The sequence below is a fragment of the Brevibacillus sp. AG162 genome, from assembly GCF_006715575.1.
Lineage (GTDB): Bacteria > Bacillota > Bacilli > Brevibacillales > Brevibacillaceae > Brevibacillus > Brevibacillus brevis.
Window position 1 is genome coordinate 392,111 of the sequence record NZ_VFNO01000004.1, and the last position, 23,373, is coordinate 415,483.

14 protein-coding genes are annotated in these 23,373 nt (G+C 42.5%); 13 read left to right on the forward strand and 1 reads right to left on the reverse strand.

The features are described from left to right. Positions 1 to 92: 92 nt before the first annotated feature. The 4 genes from fabZ (at position 93) to FB479_RS15705 (ending at position 7,224) form a co-directional block, all read left to right on the forward strand. Positions 93 to 551: a 3-hydroxyacyl-ACP dehydratase FabZ gene (gene fabZ / locus FB479_RS15690; RefSeq protein ID WP_106654747.1), complete on the forward strand. Its 459-nt coding sequence runs from the start codon at positions 93 to 95 to the stop codon at positions 549 to 551. 124 nt (positions 552 to 675) lie between these two features. After that, positions 676 to 1,413 carry a WecB/TagA/CpsF family glycosyltransferase gene (locus tag FB479_RS15695; RefSeq protein WP_142065910.1) on the forward strand — a complete coding sequence of 246 codons (738 nt, stop codon included), beginning with the start codon at positions 676 to 678 and terminating at the stop codon, positions 1,411 to 1,413. A 27-nt stretch (positions 1,414 to 1,440) separates the two neighbouring features. Further along, positions 1,441 to 2,541 carry a glycosyltransferase family 4 protein gene (locus FB479_RS15700; protein WP_106654745.1) on the forward strand — a complete coding sequence of 367 codons (1,101 nt, stop codon included), beginning with the start codon at positions 1,441 to 1,443 and terminating at the stop codon, positions 2,539 to 2,541. A gap of 177 nt (positions 2,542 to 2,718) precedes the next feature. Next, entirely contained in the window at positions 2,719 to 7,224 is a 4,506-nt protein-coding gene (locus FB479_RS15705) for an S-layer homology domain-containing protein (RefSeq protein WP_142065911.1), read from the forward strand. Between the two features lie 77 nt (positions 7,225 to 7,301). Here FB479_RS15705 and FB479_RS15710 read toward each other — a convergent pair whose 3' ends face one another. Beyond that, positions 7,302 to 7,961, reverse strand: a complete 660-nt coding sequence (locus FB479_RS15710; protein WP_142065912.1) for a YigZ family protein — start codon at positions 7,959 to 7,961, stop codon at positions 7,302 to 7,304. 272 nt (positions 7,962 to 8,233) lie between these two features. On the opposite strand from FB479_RS15710, the gene FB479_RS15715 reads away from it, so the two are divergent. The 9 genes from FB479_RS15715 to wecB all read left to right on the forward strand — a co-directional run bounded on the left by FB479_RS15715 (position 8,234) and on the right by wecB (position 23,371). Next, positions 8,234 to 9,448, forward strand: coding sequence for a TolC family protein (locus FB479_RS15715; RefSeq protein ID WP_142065913.1), 1,215 nt, complete (start codon positions 8,234 to 8,236; stop codon positions 9,446 to 9,448). Positions 9,449 to 9,895: 447 nt separating this feature from the next. After that, complete coding sequence (locus tag FB479_RS15720; protein ID WP_142065991.1) at positions 9,896 to 13,048, forward strand: S-layer homology domain-containing protein; 3,153 nt, start codon at positions 9,896 to 9,898, stop codon at positions 13,046 to 13,048. 120 nt (positions 13,049 to 13,168) lie between these two features. Next, positions 13,169 to 15,427 (forward strand): SwmB domain-containing protein, encoded by a 2,259-nt coding sequence (locus tag FB479_RS15725; protein WP_142065914.1) that lies wholly within the window; start codon positions 13,169 to 13,171, stop codon positions 15,425 to 15,427. Between the two features lie 126 nt (positions 15,428 to 15,553). Beyond that, positions 15,554 to 16,237, forward strand: a complete 684-nt coding sequence (locus FB479_RS15730) for a tetratricopeptide repeat protein (RefSeq protein WP_185746378.1) — start codon at positions 15,554 to 15,556, stop codon at positions 16,235 to 16,237. 25 nt (positions 16,238 to 16,262) lie between these two features. After that, the gene (locus tag FB479_RS15735) at positions 16,263 to 18,539 is read left to right on the forward strand and encodes an O-antigen ligase family protein (RefSeq protein WP_142065916.1); all 2,277 of its coding nucleotides are present in this window, start codon (positions 16,263 to 16,265) and stop codon (positions 18,537 to 18,539) included. Positions 18,540 to 18,728: 189 nt separating this feature from the next. Next, complete coding sequence (locus tag FB479_RS15740) at positions 18,729 to 19,793, forward strand: Gfo/Idh/MocA family protein (RefSeq protein ID WP_142065917.1); 1,065 nt, start codon at positions 18,729 to 18,731, stop codon at positions 19,791 to 19,793. Further along, a complete protein-coding gene (locus tag FB479_RS15745; protein WP_142065918.1) occupies positions 19,774 to 20,907 on the forward strand; it encodes a DegT/DnrJ/EryC1/StrS family aminotransferase in 1,134 nt (377 codons plus the stop codon). Before FB479_RS15740 ends, FB479_RS15745 begins: the two co-directional genes overlap by 20 nt. Continuing rightward, positions 20,904 to 22,247, forward strand: a complete 1,344-nt coding sequence (locus tag FB479_RS15750) for a nucleotide sugar dehydrogenase (RefSeq protein ID WP_106654735.1) — start codon at positions 20,904 to 20,906, stop codon at positions 22,245 to 22,247. The genes FB479_RS15745 and FB479_RS15750 overlap by 4 nt, the downstream gene beginning before the upstream one ends. A 14-nt stretch (positions 22,248 to 22,261) precedes the next feature. After that, positions 22,262 to 23,371, forward strand: coding sequence for a non-hydrolyzing UDP-N-acetylglucosamine 2-epimerase (gene wecB, locus FB479_RS15755; protein WP_142065919.1), 1,110 nt, complete (start codon positions 22,262 to 22,264; stop codon positions 23,369 to 23,371). Positions 23,372 to 23,373 lie beyond the last annotated feature (2 nt).

Below are 23,373 nucleotides of genomic sequence, written 5' to 3' on the forward strand. Positions count from 1 at the left end.
ACTGGGGCGGGAGTTATCTATATTGTTTCGTTAGTCAAAGGGTATTCATGCATAGACAAGTCTAGTTAAGTATGGAAATGGAGCGATACATAATGGAAATCAAAGCGCCTTTGGATATTATGCAAATTCAGGAAATCATCCCGCATCGTTACCCGTTTTTGTTGGTAGACAGAATTGAAGAGCTGGAGCTAGGAAAAAAAGCGGTTGGAGTGAAAAACGTAACAATCAATGAACCGTTTTTCCAAGGCCATTTTCCTGGTTATCCAGTCATGCCTGGTGTCCTGATTGTGGAAGCGTTGGCACAGGTTGGGGCAGTAGCGATGCTCAGCATGGAGGAACATCAAGGAAAAATCGGACTGTTTGCAGGTATTGATGAATTCCGTTTCAAAGATCAAGTGAAGCCGGGAGATACGCTGGTACTAGAGGTTGAGCTTACTCGTGTGCGTGGAACCGTCGGCAAAGGGCATGGCAGAGCACTGGTAAATGGGAAAGTAGTAGCAGAGGGTGGATTGATGTTTGCCCTGACGGCAGGAAATAAGGCACATTCATGATCATCTTGAATGTGCCTTTCTTTTCGGGTAGAATGGCTAATGGGCAACTCCATGCATGAATAGGTAGTTTAAAAAGTCGTCTTTTTAAACATTCATTTACTAACAAGCACTTGAAGGTGAAGAAATGACCAAACAGGTCGCAACCATACTAGATGTGCCATTTACGACTCGCGGTTTCCGTGAGACTGTCGATCATATAACAGAACGCATACAAAGCGGTCAAAAGACCCACGTGGTCACCGCCAATCCGGAAATCGTCATGGTAGCGAGAGAGAATCGCGCTTTCCGATCTATTGTAAAACAAGCCTATGTCGTTCCAGATGGAATTGGAATCGTATACGCTGCCAAATGGACGAATCAGCCGATTTATGAGCGCGTTACGGGTGTGGAGCTTCTGGAAGCGTTCATGACGAAAGCCGATCAACATCAGTGGGGCGTGTATTTACTCGGCGCCAAGCCAGATGTTATTCATTTGGCAAAAGACAAACTGAGTGCTCGTTATCCGAACGCTCGAATCGTCGGATGTCGGGATGGCTATTTTCGCCCAGAGGAAGAACCTCAAATTGTACAGGAAATTGCCGAAGCGAAACCGCAGCTCCTGTTCGTCGCACTGGGTGCGCCCAGACAAGATGAATGGATGGCGAAGTATCGCGATCAGTTGAATGCCTCCCTGATGATGGGGGTAGGCGGAAGCTTTGACGTCATTTCCGGGAAAGTGAAGCGGGCTCCCGAGATTTGGCAAAAACTGCATTTGGAATGGTTTTATCGACTTGCTTCCGAGCCTACTCGCTGGAAGCGTCAACTGGCTATTCCGCGGTTTGTTCTAACCGTACTGAAAGAAAAATGGAGTAGCCGTTCCTAGATGCATCCGTAGAGAGGAGAACAGTCGATGTCTACACTAATCCTCGGATTTCTGACTTCGCTGATCATATCGTTTATTGCAACACCGTATGTAAAAAACCTGGCTGTCAAAGTAGGAGCAGTGGATGCCCCGAACCAGCGCAAGGTACACACACGAATCATGCCACGTATGGGTGGTTTGGCTATTTATATCGGATATCTGGTTGCGTTCTTCCTATTTGTCCCGTATACAAGCCTATCGGAAATGTTGGGAATTTTCCTCGGAAGTACGATCGTTATGGTCGTCGGCATGCTCGATGACAAATACCAGCTCTCGCCAAAGTGGAAGCTGCTCGGACAGCTAGTCGCAACAGCGATTGTCGTCATTCCTTTTGGCTTGAAGATCGGTGTCGTGAATCTGCCGTATAGCGGAAGCATTGATTTCAGCAGTGGCTGGCTTTTCTGGCTCGCGATTCCGATCACGATGTTTTGGATTGTCGGTGTAACCAATGCAGTGAACCTGATTGACGGTCTCGATGGCCTGTCGGCAGGTGTTTCAGCGATTGCTGCAGGGACAATGGGTGTCATGGCCTTGTTGATGGACGATTACAAGGTAGCGACCTACTGTTTCGTGCTCCTCGGAGCGATCCTGGGCTTTCTCTACTTTAACTTTCATCCAGCTCGCCTGTTCATGGGCGACACCGGTTCGCTTTTCTTGGGCTTTAACCTGGCTGCTCTGTCGATTATGGGCTTTAAAGAAGCGTTGTTCGTTTCCTTTATCATCCCAATCGTCGTGCTGGGTGTGCCGCTTTGGGATACGTTCTTCGCCATCGTGCGCAGGATCGTGAACAAAAAGCCGATTTCGAGCCCAGATAAAGGGCATTTGCATCACTGTTTGCTGAACATGGGTCTGTCCCATCGTTCAACTGTACTCACGATTTACTCCATTAGCATTTTCTTCGGAATGATGGCGATCTTGCTGACGAAGACGACGAAGTGGACCACGATTATCGTCATGGTCGCGCTACTGATTGTCATCCATCTTGGAACGGAGATCGTTGGCCTCGTTAGCCGTCGTCATCGCCCACTGATTAATACGTACAGACGGATCAAAATTAAGCAAGCCGAACAACAGCGTCGGACGAATTAGTAATACGTAAAGCCCTGGCATCATTTTGATGCTAGGGCTTTTTTTCACCAAAATTTGGGGGGAAACACTTAAGTACAGAAGGGAATTGTCCGATAAAGAAAAGGGAGAAGTATACTGCCCGATCTTTTTTGGAGCGGGACAAATAAGAATTTCAGAATAATATGGAGAGGTGAAAAAATGAACAAGTCCTATCAACAATTCCGTCGCTGGCTGGCAATGTGCCTGACGATGATGCTGATTGTTACAGGTGTTCTGCCTGCCGTACCTGCTTTTGCGGCACTTGGTTCCAACTGGAATACTGGGGCTGGTATCAAGACGCCAACTGACTATCTTGCGACTGGTAGCGGTAACGGTTATGCGTACAGTACCCCACTCAAGACCAAATCGAAATTGATATATGGTGTCGAGCTTTTTTACAAGGATACCTCGAAAAATGGTCAAGGTGTTGATGTAGCAATTGATGGGGTTCCCCTTGCGAATAACCAACTGTTCGCAAACGACAAAATTACACTGCCGGATTTTCAACTGAACAGCAGTGGGGCAGTGACTAAAGTTACGGTAAGACCAAAAGTAACGCTAGATCCAACAAACGATACAACAGAGATATACTTTCAGTACACACCAACGCCTCTCCCTTCGGGAACAGGCCCGCTAAAATTTAAGAATTCTGGGCAAGGTGAGCATCAAAGCGATCCCAAAAAGGTTACAAGCCGAACAGTAACTGGCTTGGAATACGAGTATACCATCTCAGCTGCAGTAGATAAAACACAGGCTGTCGAAGTCCAAGTAAACGGAGTGACCGTTCGAACTGTAACTGGAGCAGGAGGCGTATTGCCAGATATTGATTTATCTCCTGGTCTGAATGCTGTACAGCTTTTTGCACCGAATACAGGTGAGCGTGACGTCATTTATTACGAGTACAACTCGCAGAATAGCCCGATTTCGATTACAAATTTCTCAGGTGGAACGACAGCCTATAACCCTGTGGTTTATGGCGACTCCACAATCACACTGATTGGTACGTATGGCAGTGGTGTAACCGGAAGCAGCTTGCGAATCAAGCTGATTACGAACAACGGCCAGACCGTCCAGGATTTATCGAATACGGCTCCATCAATTAACGGAAGCACTTTTACATTTAGCAATATCAGCCTGAAACCAGGTCTGAATCAAGTCGCCTTCTATGAAAAGGTGGGAAATGTAACAAAAGAGCACTACCAGTTCTTTGTTCAATACAACAACACACCACTCGTTAGTGATTTGAAAGTGAATGATACACCACTGAACGATCCGAATGTCACTTCGAGTCCGACTTATATCACAGTTCCTTCGACCAACCGTCTGAATTTGAACATGGACGGAAAAGCACTCAATGCAGATACAGTTGAAGTGAAAAACCTGCGTACAGGTGATGTAGTCAAAACACAGGTGAACCGCACCGGATCTTTTGGATTGAGTGTACCATCGCAGCTTGGTGAAAATACCTTGGAAATCAGAGTATTTAACGAAAATAAGGAAGTAGGGACATTCGTCCGCAAGCTGTTGGTCACCACTACATCATCCGGAAGCTCTGATCAGTTTTACAAAGTAATGCTGGGTGGAGTATCACTACAGCCGAACCAACTATCTACGGTAACAGGCGCAACATATTCTCCAGCCATGACACTGAATGGTGCGGCACTTTTGAAATTTGTAGATATTGCTGGTGAGCAGCAGTTCCAAGAATTCAAGGTCACGATTTCCGAAGGTGGAAGTAAGACTGAATACAAGAGTGGAAGTGGATTAACATTTACACCGATCGGCAATCCGCAAAGCGGCTTTACCGAATATGCGGTAACTCTGGGGGTACCAGCAGGAGTCTTCCAGGATGGAAAAACGTACAAAGTATCGTTGAGCTACCAGTACTTGACAAAAGCATCGAACAATACCGTAACTTCTCCATCTGGCTTTATTAATGTTGCGAACTACGAGTACGAGTTCAAGTACTTGGACAGCACGAAGCCGAATATTACAAAAGTGATCAATTTGGCGAATGCACAAGAGTTGTCTCCAACGGCTGCAAATACGATTGTTACTTCGCCGCTGGAATTGAAGGTCGTCACACAAAATATCTCGAATCCAAACTCTACTGTAAACATTACCTACAACGGACAAACATTGGCTGCAGGAACTGACTATGTTATCCAGGCAGGGTCCGATGGATTTACACTTACGCTGAGAAAGCTTCCACAGGGTCAGGGTAAATTGGTAATTGGATATAATGGCGGTACAGCATCGACATCTGCTGCCTATACACTGGATATTCGTATTACTCCATATGCGCAAATCACCTATGTAGATGCAACTGGACAGGTTCGCAGCTTCGAAGACGGATATCAAGTGAAGAGTGAGAACGATATCCGAAATCTTGACGGGAAAGTGTACAACTACGTATTGAAGTCAGGTAACATTGAGGCGACGTTGAACGGAGCCACTATCAACATTACCGATATCGATACCAACAAGGGCACATTCCTGATCCAAAAAGACCAACTCGCTTATAAAAAGGGCAACAACGTCCTGAAAATCACTTTGAAGGACGATCCAAAAACGGTTTTCACTTATAATGTTTCCTACAACACATCCAAGACGCCATCTGTAGAGGATGTGAAGCTGGAGATCATCTCCAATGGTAAAACCGAAGAGCTGATGAAAAAAGCTGGAGACCCATCCTATAAGACGGGTGCCAACTTCTTGAGCAGCCTGAGCTTTACCGTGAATGATGCAACACATGTATATATCGAAAAGAACGGAAAACGGATCAATGATTTCCGCTACAAGAGTGGGGATTGGGATCAAGACACAACGAATCAGGAATACGTAAAGACTCGTCTGGAAGCAGCTTTGAATAACGATTTGGAAGACCTGTTCGATGAGCACAACATTGATTCACAGTCTCGTTCCCGATTTGAAGGGAAAATGAGCACGAAGAAATATGGGGATCTTGTTGAAGAAGTACAAGATGCTGTAACCGATGCGAAAGATCAGGAACAAAAACTGGCGCTCTTCCCTCTGACTCTGAAAAAGGGTGGAACAACAGTCTACACAATCGTAGCAGAAGATGACAATGGTACTGTCATTCGCTATGACATCAACATCGATCAGAAATATTCCAGCTGGGAAGTTCTGTCCCCAGTAAAAGCAAAAGAAAACGATCCATACATCATCGTTAATAGCAACAGTGCAGTTGTAAAAGTGTTTGCGGAAAATGCGGACAAAGTTTTGTTCGGCAAAACAGAAGCGAAAGTAACGAATACAACAAACCCTGATTTCTATTACGACGATGACCAAGGAAAAACAATTCCAGAAACCTACTACGTGTTTATATCTACAGTCGCTCTTAAAAAAGGTTTAAACACAGTGAAATTCTCGGTTGTAGTAGGCGATAGCACCTATAAAGACGAAATCAAGATTTACAATGCGAGCTCGAATGTAAATGGTGCTGAATATCGTGATGTATTAGGGAAGAAAGTAGCGTTTAGCGTATTTGATAAGCAATTTGATCTGAAATTCCCAAAAGGTACCGTATTGCTGTCGCCAGATGACAGCCGTGCTGGCCAAGAAGTGAAGAATCCAAACGGAGACATTTTTGTCGATGTGCCTCTCTATTTTGGTATGGCAGACCGAACAACAGGACAAGTAACCATTGAAGAAGACAATTTGGAGGACAGGCTGGTACTCGAATCCAACTTTAACTACGCAAGTCCGTTGTACTATGTCGATGCAGGCGACACAGAGGCTCCGGGTGGACGTGATCCATACTACGATGAAGGCGATGCTCAGGACTTTAAGAGCCGTTGGCAAGACAATCTTGTTCCAAGTCTCCGTGGAACACTTACCATCAAGTATGATCCATCGATCGTAAATGCTGCGAACAACATCTTGACCATTTACTATCACAATGGTGACGAGTGGAGAAACATTGGTGGTGTAGTGAATACTGGCGCGAAAACCGTACAGGTGCCGTTTGCTGGATTTGGTTACTACATGGTCATGAAAACAAGAGAATCCTACGATGATGTCATTACCCATGATTTTGCTCGCGATGCGATTGAGACCTTGTATGCAAAAGGCATCATGCCGGCATACAGCGGAAGCAGTTTTGGTGCAAACCGTGACATGACTCGCGGTGAATTTGCCACAATGCTGGTAAAAGCGTTGGCACTGCCAATTAACGCAGGGCCATATAAGGATAGCAATGAGCGTGATCCGTTAGAACCAACCTTCACGGATGTCCGTCCTAATCGCAATACGTGGGATTATGAGTACAAGTACATCGAGACGGCTGCTCGTGCTGGGATTATTCGTGGAAAACAGCCAGGCTACTTCCGTCCAGACGATTCTCTGACGCGTGAAGAAGCAGCAATCATGATTGCGCGTGCACTCAACATGAAATTGGCTACGCTCGATGCATCCAAAGTGGCATTGAATAAAATGTTTACAGATGCAAAAGATGTAAGCTACTATGCGGCTCCATCTGTGCTGGCTGTCAGCAAAGGTAAGCTGATGAACGGTGAAGTCGATGACCCATCCGTGAAAAAGCCGACTTACAGCTTCAAGCCAACTCATAATTTGACTCGTGCAGAGATGGCTGTTATCACCGTACGTGTGATGGTCCAACTCAAAAAACTGCCTAAGCAGTAATGTGAGATATTTCGCTATATATAATAGAAGAAAAGCTGAAGAGGTCATCCGCCTCTTCAGCTTTTTTTGTTGAGAAATTACTCTTCTTCCACATCTCCAACCGCGTCCACCGGAACCTCCACATATTCCTTATCACCGAGCATGATCTGGGCTTGTCCGTTCGTCAAATCAACCATTTGCGCGACGAACTCATCCTGTTCACCCTCAGGAATCAACACATGCGCGGTAACCTTGTCTGTGAAATCCGTACCACTCACGCGATGTTCGCCTAGACGCAGTTCGTTCTCTACCTTGCCCCACCATGTGTAGTCGACGCTGACCGAAATCGTTTGATGCAAGGTATGAACCACGATCTTCGCAGCCTTTAGTGCAGTGACCGTTCCAGCTGTATAAGCCCGAACGAGACCACCAGCCCCAAGCTTGATTCCGCCGAAATAGCGGGTGACGACGACGACCGTATCCTTCACACCGTTTTTCTTGATACACTCGAGAATCGGTTTGCCTGCTGTACCGCTAGGCTCTCCGTCATCACTTGAGCGCTGAATCTGATCGTTTTCGCCAATGACAAAAGCGGAACAGTTATGGGTAGCGTCCCAGTGCTTCTTTTTTATCATCGCGATAAACGCTGTCGCCTCTTCTTCGGTTGTAACCCGCTGGGCATACCCGATAAAACGGGAGCGTTCAATAACGATATAGTCCTCACCGTAGCCAGCGATCGTTTTGTATTGGGTAAGCATCGTACAATCACCTCAAGAAAAGGATAGCATGCAAAAGAAATGTTGGCGAACACTGAAATGTTTTTGACACATAATCGTAGTACTCTATGTGGTGTTTGTGGAATAAAAAAGGAAAGGGAGGAGCTATCTATGATTCCCTTATGAAAATGTTGGTATGGTATATTTTTGCGTGTGAGAAGTATAACTCTGTGATATAGTGATCTTGGGACAAACCACATATTTAATGTGGTTAATAATTTTATACTTAACATAAAATGAAGGAGTGGAATTCAGTGAATTTTCCATATTCGAAAAAGAAATGGATGTCCATCAGTTTGGCGGCAGTATTAACAACAGCACTAGGCGCAGGAAGCTTGACGGCATCTGCGAATACAGGCTCCGATCAAACAAAGGCACCTACGACTGTACAAGCATCAAATGATAAAGCAACAGCACAAACCGGTACAGAGAGTCAGTCTACTCCTGAGGCTGAGGCTGCTACAGGAGCAGAGCTGACTTTGGAAAAAGCCATTGAACAGGCTTTGAAGACAAACGCCGTGCTCAATGAAACACGTCTGGATGCAAAAAATGCAGACCTTAACCAAACTCTTACCTATGTGAGCAACTCTGATCTGCCAAGCGATGCGATCGAATCGTTGGAAGCAGCACAACAAAAATATTATAACAATGCAAAAGGAGTACAAACCAAGAAGCTCAACGCACTGTACGTAAAATCGGCGGAATCTAAAACAAAGCTTGGCGCGCAGGATGTCTATTACAAGCTAATTTTTGCTCAAGATGATCTGAACTTGAAGAAACAAAGCTTGGCGCGTTCAGAAGCACAGCTTAAGGTGGCAAAGGCTGCATTCGATGTAGGAACGAATGCTAAGACAGATGTTCTTGAAGCCGAGATGGGGGTAGCAGCCGCAAAAGCAGAATTGAAAACTGCAGAAAACAACTTGGAAATTGCCCGTATGAATTTGAACGACTTCCTCGGAGTCGATTTGACTAAAGAATGGAAGCTCATCTCGTCAAATAAGCAAACGGCTCCTATTAACATGACACTGAAGGAAGCCGAGGAAAAGGCGCTTTCCAATCGAAATGAAATAACACAGGCTCAGGAAGAGCTCAAACTGGCTGAATTGAACGTAAAACTGATCACTGATTTTACAGCTGCATCTACTCTCCAAGGCCAAATGGCTCGTAACAGCGTGGAAAAAGCTAACCTTGAAATTGAAAAGCAAAAGCGTGCTGTTACCAAAGATGTTACAGAAGCCTATCTCAATCTGAATGCAGCAAGAGAAGCGATTGAGTTTTCTAAGTCGGCAAAGGATTCCGCTGCGGAGAGCTATCGACTGAAGAATTTGCGCTTTGAAAATGGACTCGCAACTACTTTGGATGTCATCCAATCAGAAGAAGCGTTGTCTAAAAGTGAGAATCAATACCAAAAAGCTGTTCTGACTTACAACCTGGCTGTTGTAGCGTTTGAAACTGCACTGGGTAACTAGCCAAAAAACAAGATTTGTAAGCTTTTGAATCAAATTGGAAAAAGGTTCAGTCGTGACAGCCCGCCCTGTGTACCCTATAATACGATTGTGGCGGATGTCACTTCGTACATAACTGACAGGTGAATAACGAACCACGAAAAAAACTTTAATTTTTTTTCGAAGGCGCCGCAACTTTTGATTCGCTCAGGCGTTTAATAGGATGTCACACGAAAAACGGGGAATTGTGTAAAAAAGATTCACGAATTCTAGCAGTTGTGTTACACTAGTGATTGTTGCATTTTACACAATACTGAATATACTAGAGATTTTTAACACAAAAAGCGAGGCTTTCCTGCGAAAGGAGGTGACACGCGCTTGCAGGATTCGGGCTTTAAAAAGAAAGATAGATTAACAACAAATATTCCCCAAGAACAATTTGTTTATACTAGAGGAGGAGAACACAAGGTTATGAAAAAGGTCGTTAACAGTGTATTGGCTAGTGCACTCGCACTTACTGTTGCTCCAATGGCTTTCGCAGCAGAAGAAGCAGCAACAACTACAGCTCCTAAAATGGACGCTGATATGGAAAAAACCGTAAAACGCCTGGAAGCTCTTGGCCTGGTAGCAGGTTATGGCAACGGCGATTACGGTGTAGAGAAAACTATCACTCGTGCAGAGTTCGCTACTCTGATCGTTCGCGCTCGCGGACTGGAGCAAGGTGCGAAATTGGCACAATTCAGCAATACTTATACTGATGTTAGATCTACTGATTGGTTTGCTGGTTTCGTAAACGTAGCTTCCAACGAAGAAATCGTAAAAGGTTTCCCGGACAAATCTTTCAAACCACAAAACCAAGTTACTTATGCAGAAGCAGTTACTATGATCGTTCGTGCACTGGGTTATGAGCCATCCGTTAAGGGTGTATGGCCTAACAGCATGATCTCCAAAGCTTCCGAGCTGAACATTGCTAAGAGCATCACTACTCCTAACAATGCAGCAACTCGTGGCGACATTTTCAAAATGCTCGACAACGCTCTTCGTGTAGACCTGATGGAGCAAAAAGAATTCGGGACTGACGTTCGTTATGAAATCACGAATGAAAACCTCCTGACTAAATACCTGAAAGTTACTGTTCGTGACATGGAGTGGGCTCAAGAAGCTGGTCGCGATGGCGATGACTTGCCATTGGTAACAAACGTACCTGCTATCGGTCTGGGCAAAATCAAAGCTAACGAAGTAACTTTGAATGGTAAAGACGCTGGTATCGGCAACACTACTTACAAAGTAGCTGACGGTATCAACTCTAACGAATTCGCTGGTCAACACGTACAAGTGTGGATCAAAGACGACCGTGAAGACGTAATCGTTTGGATGGAAGGTTCCACAGACGAAGAAGTTATCATGGACCGTGTGAGCGAATGGGAACTGAAAGGCAAATCCTTCACAGATGCTAAAGATCTGAGCAGCTCCGATCTGAAAGATCTGAAACTGGTTCTGGATGCTAGCGAGAAATCCTACCGTCTGAACAAAGATACTGTTGTTACTTACAACTTCAAACGTTTCACTGATGCAGTTGACGGTTTGAAAGAAATCATCAAAGATGGCGATGGCTTCACTTTTGGTGTGAAAGTTGTTCTGGATGACAACAACGAAATTGCTTACATGCACGTAATCGACGATCAAACTATGAACCAAACTGACGAAGGTCGTAAATATGGTTCTGAAGTGATCAGCAAAGTCGATGTTGAAAAGAAAAAGATCACGAACATTGACAACGACAAGTTCAATGAGCTGGAAAACAAAGATGAAGGCAAAGACTTCCTCGTATTCCTCAATGGTAAACCAGCTAAATTCAGCGATCTGAAAGAAAACATGGTTTACAGCGTTTACTATCCAGAAGGTGACGAAGACAAGTTCCTGATCTTCGCTACTGACACGATTGTAGAAGGTAAAGTAGACAAAGTTGTTATGCGTAACAGCAACGACTACCGTCTGACTATCGGAGACAAAACATACCGTATCTACAAAGGTGCTACTTACTCCGATAACGGAAACAAAGACGTTGAAGATACTGATGGATCCAACTGGGATCTGATCAAAGATCTTGACGGCGAAACAGTAAAACTGTACCTGGATGCTTCTGGTCGTGTTCGTCACGTAACTACTAAGGATCCAATCGACGATCGCAAACAAAAAGCAATCGTTACTCGTGCAGCTTACCTGGACTATGGTAAAGACAAATGGCAATTCACTGTATTGACTCAAAGAGGCAAAAAAGTGAATGTTGAGTTGGAAGCTGAAGACATCTATGATGTAAACGGCAAAAACTTCGATAAAAACGGTAACGAGAGCGAACTGGAAGACCTTCTCCAACCTAAGAAAGACGACAGCAACGTCCTGCTGGAAGTTGAACTTGACAAAGATGGTAAAGCAGAAAAAGTTCGCATCCTGAAAACAGATCTGATCCGTTCTTCTGGAGCTGAGTGGGACAAAATTGCTGACGAAGACGACGAAATGGTTGACGACTACGAAGTAAATGATGATACTGCTATCTTCAACATGACTGGTGAGATCAAAGACGCAAACAAACGTCCTGAACTGAAAAACGCTAAAGCTGCGAAGTTCAAAGACATTGCAGACGAAGACGATCTGACTGTATACTACACAGTTGACGAAGATAAAGATGAAGTTGAAGCAATCTTCGTAGTTGAAGGTGACGGTTTGGGTGGCGATTCCCAATACGGTATGGTTTGGGATTACGGAAGATCCGGTGGAGATGACACTATCCAAGTTCTCACTAAAACCGGTGACAAAGTCGAATTGAAAACTTACCCATTGGACAAAGATTCTGAAGATCTGAAAGACGATCGTGGTATCAAACGCGGCGATTTCATCGCATTCCAACTGGATGCTAACGATGAAGTAGTTGTGGACGATGTTGTTGAAGTAGTTAACAACAACCTCCAAGATGAAGACGAAAAAATGCTCGCTAAAGTCATTAGTGATAAAGATGATTTGAACCAAGCTAGCATCGACAAAATCAAAGTGGGTCTGGTATCTAACGTAGATGGTAACACCATCACTGTTAAAGATGCTGATGACAAAAAATCCACTATCAACACTAAATCTTCCACTGCATTCCTGGAGATCTTCGATGATCTGGAAGGCGTTGACGGCGTGAGCAAAGGCGACTACATCGTTGCTATCGATAGCTCCGACGTTTCCGGTAACAAATACGACTACGTATTGATCATTTCCGACGAAGATGAAGTAGAAAAAGAAGGTTGGGAAGATGAAGCGGAAGCGTTCCTGAGACAAACACCTGGCGAAGACAATGGTGGGGACAAATGGGATGTTGTCGCTGACTCCGCAACTGGTAAACAGTTCGCTATCGGTCCAGTAAACTCTTACTCTGTAACTGTAGAAATCAAAAACGGTAAAGAATCCGAGATTGATAAAGCAGTTATCAAAGTTGGTGGCGAAACCTTCACTGGTAAAGTAAGCAACGGAGAAATCGTATTCGAATTCTCTACTGACAAAACAGATGCTACTTCTGGTGTAATCACTGTAACAAGTGAAAAAGGCGAAACCGACAAAACAAACGTAACTTTCAAAAAATAATTTTGTAAGTTAAAGCCTTTTACGTGAGTCGAGCAGCGGAGGGAGTCACCTCTCTCCGCTGTTCATTACATACTCACTCACAAAAATAGACTTCCTATCAAACTTACGGAGGGGTAGTACGTGAATAAAAAAGTAGCTCTTTCCATCCTTTCTGCTACAGTAGTTGCTAGCATGGCATCTTCCGCTTTTGCAGCACCAAAATCTGGTGTTTACCTGGGTGGAGACGTAGACAGATACTATGAATTGCGTGACCTGTTCAACCTGACAGATGCAGGTAACAAGAAATTTGCAGCTGACATGGCAGCAACTTCTTTCGACAAACTGATCTACGTTGACTTCGACGGTAAAGGTGCAAGCCTCCGCGAAATCATGAACGGTGAGTTTAGCAAAGTTAAGAGAGACCTGAAAGAGACTGATTTCGAAGGCGTTTATACGAAATCTAACCTCGATGGTTCTAACGGTGCAACTTACGATCCTCGCAAAGATGCAGTTCCAGGTCCTGCGGGCGAACTGAAAGTTGAAGCTGTAGATGCTCTGAACGCAAATGAAATCGTTGTTGACTTTGATGACGAGTTGGATACTGTAACTGCTGAAGATGCGTCCAACTATGAACTCAAAGTAAATAACCAAGCAGGTCCTGCGTTCACTGTAAAAGTTGACAGCGTTGATAAGACCAAAGCTGTGATTACTTTGACAAATGCTAACATCAAAACTGGCGACTATGTATCTCTTACTGTTAAAAAGACAGTATTGAACAAAAACCTGAGTGGTTTGGAGAAGGATGAGACGAAAACATTCTCCTTCGTAGATACTGCTGCTCCAGTTATTAAGTCTGTACAAGTTAAAGGCAATGATGTAGTTGTTTCCTTTGATGAGTATGTAGGCTCGATCGGATTGATCACAATTGATAACAAAAACGTGAACGTTCCTTCTACTAACCCTGCGGTTAAAGAAATTACGCTCACAGGTGCTGCTACTGGCTTGACTGCTGGTCAACACACTATCGCATTTGCTAATGTGAAGGACCTCCAAGCTACACCTAACAACGCTCCTTACCTGACAAAAACATTCGATGTTACTGTTGATGCTGCTGCTCCATCCGTAAGCAAAGTAGAAGCTGCTGGTGAGTACAAATTCAAAGTAGTATTCGATAAAGAAGTTACTAAACCAACTACAATTTCTGTTAAGAAAAACGGATATGCTGTGAATGCAGACATCCAACCTGTAGCTGGTACTAATGATGATGAGTACTATGTAACAGTAGCTGACAACGGTCAAGTAAAAGTATATGGTGATAACGAAACCACTACTAATCTGTCCGTAACAGTTGGCGGTTATAAAGCTACGAACAACAACATGTTTGGTAACGAGTTCACAACTTCTGTGACTCTGTCTAAAGATGGTGCTGCTCCTACAATCGTTAACCGTTTCAGCAAAGTTGTTAACAAGGGTACTACTGAACTACCAAATGAAGTATTCCATGTTCAATTCTCTGAAGAATTGATTGATGCTGTTGGTGCAGTAGATACGACTAAGATTGTTTTGAAAGACAAAGATGGTGTAAGAAAAACTGTTGAGTCTGCTCAAGTAGTAACGGATGCTTCTGGCAAGAAAACAATTCTTGAAGTAGCGTCTAACGATGTTAAAGCTAATGGCGCGATCAACGCGGGTACTTACACAATCGATTTCGGTACAGGTGCTGTTAAAGACCTTAGCCAAAACCCTAATGCTGCTGCTTCCGTAAGCATTGTTAAGTCCGGTGCAGTTACAGGCGAAATCGATTTGAATAATAAAGTTACAGTTGCAGACAATAAAATTACCATTGATTTTGGTAGAGAGATGAGTGCAGCAGCTACTTCTCTTTCCAACTACCAATTCAACGGTGCTCCTATTAAAGCAACCTCTATTTACTTCAAGGACACGAAGGAAAAGGTTGTTATCGAATTACAAGATGAAACAATTCCTTCTTCTGGAAAAGCAGTTCTTACAATTGCTGACAGCGTAGTTGCAGTAGATGGAAGCAAATTGAATGCAGCAAGTAAAAACCTTGTAGTTGGCGAATTCACTGACAACGTTGATCCAGTTCTTGTTTCCGCTAAGAAAGAGTCTTCTACTGCCTTGGTTCTGACTTTCAGTGAAAATGTTGCAGTTGATACTACTGCTGACTATCTGGATGACTTCGTTGTAAAAGTTAACGGAACTACTGTTACACCGGAAGCTATTGCAGGTGGCACTGACAAGAAAACTGTAACTTTGACTCTGCCTACTTACAATACTGCTCAAACAGTAACTGTTGCTACTTACAAGTCCGATCTGAACACTAAGGATGAGGCAGGCAACACGCTCAAAGTTAACACAACACCAATCACTGCTAACTAATGAGCATTAAAAAGAGCCTAGTAATAGGCTCTTTTTTTTGTTTTCAGCAACTAATTAATAGGAATGTGCTAATATAGAATGGTATCTGAGTATTGTATTTTCTAGAATATGGAGGACCTAACGTTCATGAAGTACGTACATTTAGTGGGTGTATTCCTATTGTCTTTAGCCGTTATTACTGGATGTGCAAAGGAAACCGAAGCACCTGCACCTATAGCTCAAGAAAAGAAGTCTGAAACTTCAAATCCTGTTAAGGAAAAGTTTGATGCTGCATTAGCTCTTTACAATTCTGAAAAAATGGGTGAAGCAAAGTCAGCGTTTGAGGAATGTGTAAAGCTTGACGCTTCAAATGGTATCTATGAGTACTACCTGGGTAATATCTCTCGGAAACAAAATGACCTCAGTAAAGCACTGAGTTATTATCAAAATGCAGTTACAAAGTCACCAGACATGATCGAAGGCTACAACAATATTGTAGCAATTCAAATGTTAAATCAAGATTTCGATAATGCGCTTCTCACGGCTAACAAAGGCCTTCAAGTAAAGCCTGATTTTGCAGATCTTAAATTTAAGCTCGGACAAATCTACTTTGTTCAGAATAAATTTGAAGAGTCGGTAAAAGTATTATCGGAAATCACGAATGACCCTAAGTATTTTGAAGCTTACCGTTTTATCGGATTCGGGTATATGCAATTGAACAAAAAACAAGAAGCGGTAACCAGTATGAAAAAATACTTGGATCTTGCTCCTGAGGGAACGAATACTAAGGTTGAGGTCGCTAACCTAGTAAAAGAACTTGAATCTAAATAGGAAAGAAGCAAGCCGGAGGTCTAAAATGCAACAATTAGTGAAATGGGGGCTATTTGCAGCTTTAGCCCTCCTATTTTTATGCACGCCATATCTGCGAGGATTATTTTTTGATACTGATTTTTATTTAATCGAAGTAAGTCTAATTCTACTATTTTTGATCGCAGCCATATGGATGATCAGGAAAAGCCAACAATATGGACAAATAATCTATTTGATTGTATTTTTCATTCCAATAACACATGTATTATCACTACTCGGTGCAGAAACTCCCATGGGAGCTTTGGACAACTTATTTCGTTGGTTTACCTACGTGATTCTTTTTATCATGTTAATTTGGTTACGACAGATCGATCACAATGATAAAGTGGAAAAGCTGCTGCCAATCGTTTTTAACGCAACGGGCGTATGGATTAGTTTTTTTTCGCTTGCTGGTTTTTGGAATTGGATTGTATTTAAGGATATAGTCCTTTCGGGAAGGCTAGCAGGGCCACTCCAATATCCCAATACATTTGCAACGATTATCTGTGCATTTTGGCTGTATGCTCTTGTCTATTTGGCAAAAAAAGAAATCAAAGTCTTGACTACACTTTTCTTCAGCTTGCCCTTGGTAGCATATGGCGTTTGTTTTTTCTTATCCTACTCGCGTGGGGCAATGGTCGTTTTTCCTGTGGCATGGTTCATCGGAGTACTCCTTCTCAAGGGAAAGGAACAAATTCAATACCTTGCATTTACGGTTTTCTCTCTAGTAGCTTCACTCCTAGTGTTTCAAAAAATGACTTCAGCTGGGTCTGAAAATGTAGATGATGCAGCTTTACTCGCATTCGTTGTAGCAAGTATTATCGTAAAGGTACTGGTGCTGCTTACACAAAGGATCATTAAAAATAGTAGTTATCTGAAAGAAACGAAGAAACCTCTGATTCGCTTTGTATTGCCGGGTTTCATTTTATTAGTAGGGTTATTAACTTTGCTGGATTTCAAAAACCAGGGATTACTATACCAGGCTATGCCTGAGTCATTGCAGCAGCGAATCACTGATATTAACTTGGGTACTTCTAGTGTATTGGGAAGAACCAATATGTATATGGATGCTTTTGCAGTGAGTAAGGAGGCGCCTGTGTTCGGTTTTGGTGGCGAAGGATGGAGAGTTGTTTATCCTGCTCATCAAGAGCTCCCTTACTATAGTAATGAGGTTCATAACGGTTATTTGGAGATTTTGCTTAATACAGGATGGTTGGGGCTCATTGTTTTCATTGGGGTGATATGCTTTCTGGTAGGGAAGATACTCATTCGCATTAAGAAAGAACAAGAGGAGAATAGCGATTCGACTATTGCAGTTGCCTCCCTAGTATCCTTGTCCATTATATTGATGCATGCTTTCATTGATTTTGATTTCTCTTTTGGTACGGTATGGTTTATTGTTTTCTGGCTGATAGCAATTGCAGTACCAGTACAATCAAAAGATATGAAACCAGGCTTCCAATACTCGCGGTTCTTGATCGCTTTTATCGCTGTTTGTGTAGGAATAGTCGGTGTATATTCGGGAAGGATTCTCTTTGCGCAAAACAATATTTCTGCGTTAGCAAGTGAAGTAGATGTAGAAGCTGCACAACCGATATTGGAGAAAGCAGTTAAGCTTAACCCTTATCATACGGAATATGCGATGAACCTGGCTAAAGTGTATGCGACGAAGTATATACAGTCACAGCAGAGCGAGTGGAAATCTAAAGCAGAAGCAACGTTAAATGGTATTGAGCAACTCGAACCCAAAGCATCAGAGGTTTTATACAAGATCGGCAACGTATATCTCTTCATGAATGATTGGGTCAAAGCCGATCAATATTTCCAAAAGGCTTGGGAGCAAGATCATTTTAATGTTCACTTCTACGATGCAAGCATTCAGGTAAATGCTCAGGTTGCATCTCAATTGGCAAAACAAAATCAAAAAGATCAAGCGACAGTACTTGCTAGGAAGGCTTCAGATAAATACAAGGATTACGTAAGTCGGATAGAACCTTTCAAGGCAGAGGCAATCCCTGACAAGAGGCCATTAGATTTGAATGCCTATACGTATTTTTATCTTGGGCAAGCGAATATTATTTTAGGGAACTATGCAGATAGTCTTGAACAACTTAAATTGGTTACTGATCCGAGTATTACACTCGAAGTGCAGGCTCTAATGATCATTGCATATGAGAAGTTGGGGCAAAATAGTGTAGCAATAGAATTGACTCAGAAATTACAAGCACAGTCCCCGAATTATAAGCAGCTTTTGGATGACTATCGGGCAATGTTAATAGAATAGATAGGTAAGGATAAAAGGATGTTGAAATCATATCAACATCCTTTTTTTACCGTATTGGAAACTATGTAATTGTCGACTTCTGTATAATAATGAAACTTATATTTGCTGTGATATGATGTTATTCTACAAATATATTTTTGTTTCATTCATGGTATAGTAATACAAGAAGAATAGAATGGAGATAGAATCATGATACATTTCGCCATAGTAGGCTGCGGCCACATTTCAAAGAAACACATTGAGGCGATCGAAAATGTCGAAAACGCGAAACTTGTCGCAGTTTGTGATACGTCGGTTGAGAGATTGCAGGAGACTTGTGAAAAATATCAAGTGAATGGGTACAAAGATTTAGGTGAAATGCTGGATAATCAGCCAGAAATAGATGTTGTATGCATCTGTGTACCAAGTGGGCTGCATGCAAAATTGGCAATTCAAGCGGCTAATGCTAAAAAGCATCTGATCGTAGAGAAACCAATCGCATTGACTGTTCAGGATGCGGAGGCGATTGTACAAGCATGTAAGGACAACGGCGTAAAACTATCTGTCGTGCATCCAAATCGATTTAGACCTGCCATTATGGCTCTTAAGAAAGCAATGACAACTGGCCAATTTGGAAAGATAAGTCACGCTAATGCAACGTTACGGTGGAATCGTAATCAAGCCTATTACGATCAAGCAGCGTGGCGTGGAACGAAGGAAATGGACGGCGGAGTTTTAATGAACCAAGCTATACATAATTTAGATTTACTATTGTGGTTAATGGGGCCGGTGGAAGAAGTACAAGGATACTCTGCAACACGTCTTAGAAATATTGAAGCTGAAGATGTTGCAGCCGCAACAGTTCGATTCCAAAATGGGGCATTAGGGATCATCGAGGCTGCTGCTACCATATTCCCAAAGAACTTTGAAGAGTCCCTCAGTATTTTTGGTGAGAGCGGAACAGCTGTTGTATCTGGAACTACAGCTAACTGGATCAAGCATTGGGAATTTGAGTCTCTTCCAAAGCAACATGCAGAAGCGCTCATTCAAGAGGTTGAACATGATCCATACGGTACCCCTGGGCAGGAAGAAATCATTAGAGACATGGTTGATGCAATACGGAGTGACCGGGATCCGGTTGTAAGTGGAGTAGATGGGCTAGAGGCTTTAAAGCTTGTATTAGCAATCTATAAATCAGCAGAATTAGGAAAGCCAGTTAAATTAAATGAAATAGTAGAAGAGGAGAATCGTCAATATGAATACAACCACTCATAAGGTACCATTGCTTGATTTGGTAAAGCAATACAGAAGCATCGAAGCTGAGATAAAAGCAGCTGTTGATGATGTATTATCGAGTGGTAATTATATTATGGGTAAGCATGTTGCTGACTTTGAGCAAAAGATGGCGGATTACTGTAACGTAAAATGCGCTATCGGAGTTGCAAATGGTACAGATGCATTGCTTCTCGTACTTGATGCACTTGGAATAGGGCCAGGTGACGAGGTTATTACTACACCATTCACTTTCTTTGCATCTGCGGAAGTGGTTTCTCAACTAGGTGCTAAACCGGTATTTATTGATATTGATCCAAAAACCTATAATTTTGATGTGAGTAAGCTGGAGGCCGCAATAACGCCAAATACGAAGGCAATCATTCCCGTACATATTTTTGGACAACCTGTTGATATGGACGAAGTTTTGGCATTGGCTAAAAAATATAATTTATACGTAGTCGAAGATGCGTGTCAAGCAATTGGTTCAAAATACAAGGAGCAAGAAATCGGTTCATTGGGTGTCGCCGGTTGTTTTTCATTCTTTCCAACGAAAAATTTGGGGGGATATGGAGACGGCGGTATGATTGTAACAAATGATGAAGAACTGGCCAAAAAAATAAAAATTTTACGTGCACATGGTAGCAATCCCAAATACTATCACTCCATGATTGGTTACAACAGTCGATTGGATAGTTTGCAAGCTGCAATGCTGAACGTAAAGCTTGCTTATATTGATCAGTGGAATGCAGCTCGTAGACAAAAAGCAGCTGTTTATAACGAGGCACTGAAAGATTTGCCGATACAGGTTCCTTTTGAAAAAGAGAACCGCTATGCAGTTTATCATTTGTACATTATTCAAACAGACCTTCGTGACGAACTAATGGCCTTCTTGCAAGAGAAAGGTATATCTTCTGGTGTCTACTATCCTGTCCCACTGCATTTGCAAGAAGTATATAAAGATTTAGGCTACGATAGAGAAAGCCTGATTGAGTCTGAAAAAGCCGCGAAGGGTACTATGGCTTTGCCACTTTATCCAGAAATGACTGAGGAAGAGCAACAGTATGTAATTTCTGTTGTGAGCGAATTTTTCGAGATGAGAGGAGCAACTTCATGAGTAACTTGCTAGAACAGGAAATACCTCTTTTAGCCGAAAAATTGATTCGGAAACTTGATGAAAGAACTGCTGTCATCGGTGTAGTAGGATTAGGTTATGTTGGATTGCCTTTAGCAGTAGAGAAAGCGAAAGCAGGATTTCAGGTAATTGGATTTGACGTGCAATCTGACAAAGTAGAGATGGTAAACCAAGGGATTAACTATATTGGTGACGTACTGAATGAGGATCTTCAGTCTACTGTGAAAGCGAATAAATTGAGGGCTACTGCTGACTATTCATTTATCAACGATGTAGATGCTGTAGCGATTTGTGTACCTACTCCTTTGGATAAGTATCATCAGCCCGACACGAGCTATGTGAGCTCTTCGGCACGAGAAATCGCTAATCATCTAAAACCTGGAATGCTCGTGGTACTAGAAAGTACTACATATCCTGGGACAACAGAGGAATTGGTTAAGCCGATTTTGGAGGAATCCGGTTTAAAATGTGGAGTTGATTTCTTTTTAGCCTATTCACCAGAACGGGTAGATCCGGGGAACAAGCATTTCAATACAAAAAATACCCCTAAAGTCGTTGGGGGTGTTACTCCCGATTGTACAAGGGTAGCTGCGACTATGTATCAAGCTGTGCTCGAGGGTGAAATACATGTAGTATCAAGTCCAGCAGTCGCGGAATTGGAAAAAATATATGAAAATACATTTCGCCATATTAACATCGCACTTGCAAATGAAATGGCGGTTCTTTGCAACAAGATGGGTATAGATGTTTGGGAAATGATTGACGCGGCAAAGACAAAACCGTATGGCTTCATGGCGTTCTATCCTGGCCCAGGTCTAGGAGGGCATTGCATCCCAATCGATCCCTTCTACCTTACATGGAAAGCAAGAGAATTTAACTATCATACTCGCTTAATAGAATTAGCAGGTGAGATCAATAGCAGTATGCCTGATTTTGTAGTTACTAGAATGATGCAGATACTAAATCAGGATAGAAAGTCGTTAAATGGTTCAAAAATACTCGTATTAGGTGTAGCTTACAAGAATGACATTGATGATTACCGGGAATCTCCGGTTCTTGAAATACTCTCTATCCTCGATAAAGAAGGTGCTGAGTATCAGGTAGTTGATCCTCACATTCCTAACTTTAAGTTTAATGGGAAAATGGTAGAGACAATCTCGTTGACTGCTGAGGCTTTAGAAAAAGCAGACTTGGTTTTATTGACAACCAATCATTCGCAATTCGATTACGACCTGATCTGTTCCTCTGCCCGTGTTATTTTTGATACAAGAGACGGAATAAAAAAGAAAACAAATGTTAAAGGGAAATATTTCAGACTGTAAGAACGGAGTAAATTATGAAAATAATAACAGTAATTGGTGCCCGTCCACAGTTTATTAAAGCGGCAGCGGTTTCCAGAGCCATCCGGGAATTTAATCGGACGAGTAACCATTTGTTTAATGAGGTTATCGTCCATACTGGTCAACACTATGATCGGAATATGAGCGATATCTTCTTTGAAGAACTTGACATTCCTCATCCTCATTATCACTTAGGAATCGGCTCTTCTAATCATGGTCAACAAACCGGGGAAATGTTAACTGCGATTGAGGCAGTATTATTGAAGGAGAAGCCAGACTGCGTTTTGGTATACGGTGATACAAACTCAACATTAGCAGGGGCTTTAGCGGCATCAAAACTCCATATTCCCATTGCCCACGTCGAGGCAGGACTCAGAAGTTATAACCGAGCAATGCCAGAGGAAATCAACCGAGTAGTGACTGATCATTTGTCTTCTATTCTGTTTTGCCCAACCAACCACTCTGTCAATAATTTGGAAAAAGAAGGAATTGCGAACCGAGTACATTCAGTTGGGGATGTTATGTATGATTGCATGCTTTATTACATGAATAAGGTAGGTAACGATACAGGCGTGTTGGATGGTTTCAATGTTAAGCCAGGACAGTATGCCTTGGCGACTGTGCATCGTGCAGAAAATACGGATAATCCTCAACATCTGAGTGAAATCTTTGGTTCCTTTAATGAAATTGCAGATGAAATTCCGGTTTTGGTTGCATTACATCCACGAACAAAAAAGTATCTACACCAATATGGTATTGAAGTTAGTGATAAAGTATCACTTTTAGATCCCCTATCGTATTTACAAATGGTAACTTTAGAAGTAAACGCTAAAACCATTTTGACAGACAGTGGTGGGGTTCAAAAAGAAGCGTACTTTGTTGGTAAACCGTGTATTACATTACGTAATGAAACAGAATGGGTCGAAACAATTGAAGTAGGAATGAATGTGTTAGCTGGGCCGTCTAAGGAAAAAATTCTCGCATCTTTTAATGATATACATTCAGGGATGGACAGGACTGTCAGAGAGGGAATTTATGGAGACGGAACTGCTTCCAATAAAATTGTTAATCTCTTATGCGCTTTTAATCATTCTGAAAGGAGTTAATT

Excerpts from the sequence above, each read along its gene's own strand:
- fabZ (WP_106654747.1), top strand. The coding sequence starts at position 93 with ATGGAAATCAAAGCGCCTTTGGATATTATGCAAATTCAGGAAATCATC.
- FB479_RS15695 (WP_142065910.1), top strand. The coding sequence starts at position 676 with ATGACCAAACAGGTCGCAACCATACTAGATGTGCCATTTACGACTCGC.
- FB479_RS15700 (WP_106654745.1), top strand. The coding sequence starts at position 1,441 with ATGTCTACACTAATCCTCGGATTTCTGACTTCGCTGATCATATCGTTT.
- FB479_RS15705 (WP_142065911.1), top strand. The coding sequence starts at position 2,719 with ATGAACAAGTCCTATCAACAATTCCGTCGCTGGCTGGCAATGTGCCTG.
- FB479_RS15710 (WP_142065912.1), bottom strand. The coding sequence starts at position 7,961 with ATGCTTACCCAATACAAAACGATCGCTGGCTACGGTGAGGACTATATC.
- FB479_RS15720 (WP_142065991.1), top strand. The coding sequence starts at position 9,896 with ATGAAAAAGGTCGTTAACAGTGTATTGGCTAGTGCACTCGCACTTACT.
- FB479_RS15730 (WP_185746378.1), top strand. The coding sequence starts at position 15,554 with ATGAAGTACGTACATTTAGTGGGTGTATTCCTATTGTCTTTAGCCGTT.
- FB479_RS15735 (WP_142065916.1), top strand. The coding sequence starts at position 16,263 with ATGCAACAATTAGTGAAATGGGGGCTATTTGCAGCTTTAGCCCTCCTA.
- FB479_RS15740 (WP_142065917.1), top strand. The coding sequence starts at position 18,729 with ATGATACATTTCGCCATAGTAGGCTGCGGCCACATTTCAAAGAAACAC.
- FB479_RS15745 (WP_142065918.1), top strand. The coding sequence starts at position 19,774 with ATGAATACAACCACTCATAAGGTACCATTGCTTGATTTGGTAAAGCAA.
- FB479_RS15750 (WP_106654735.1), top strand. The coding sequence starts at position 20,904 with ATGAGTAACTTGCTAGAACAGGAAATACCTCTTTTAGCCGAAAAATTG.
- wecB (WP_142065919.1), top strand. The coding sequence starts at position 22,262 with ATGAAAATAATAACAGTAATTGGTGCCCGTCCACAGTTTATTAAAGCG.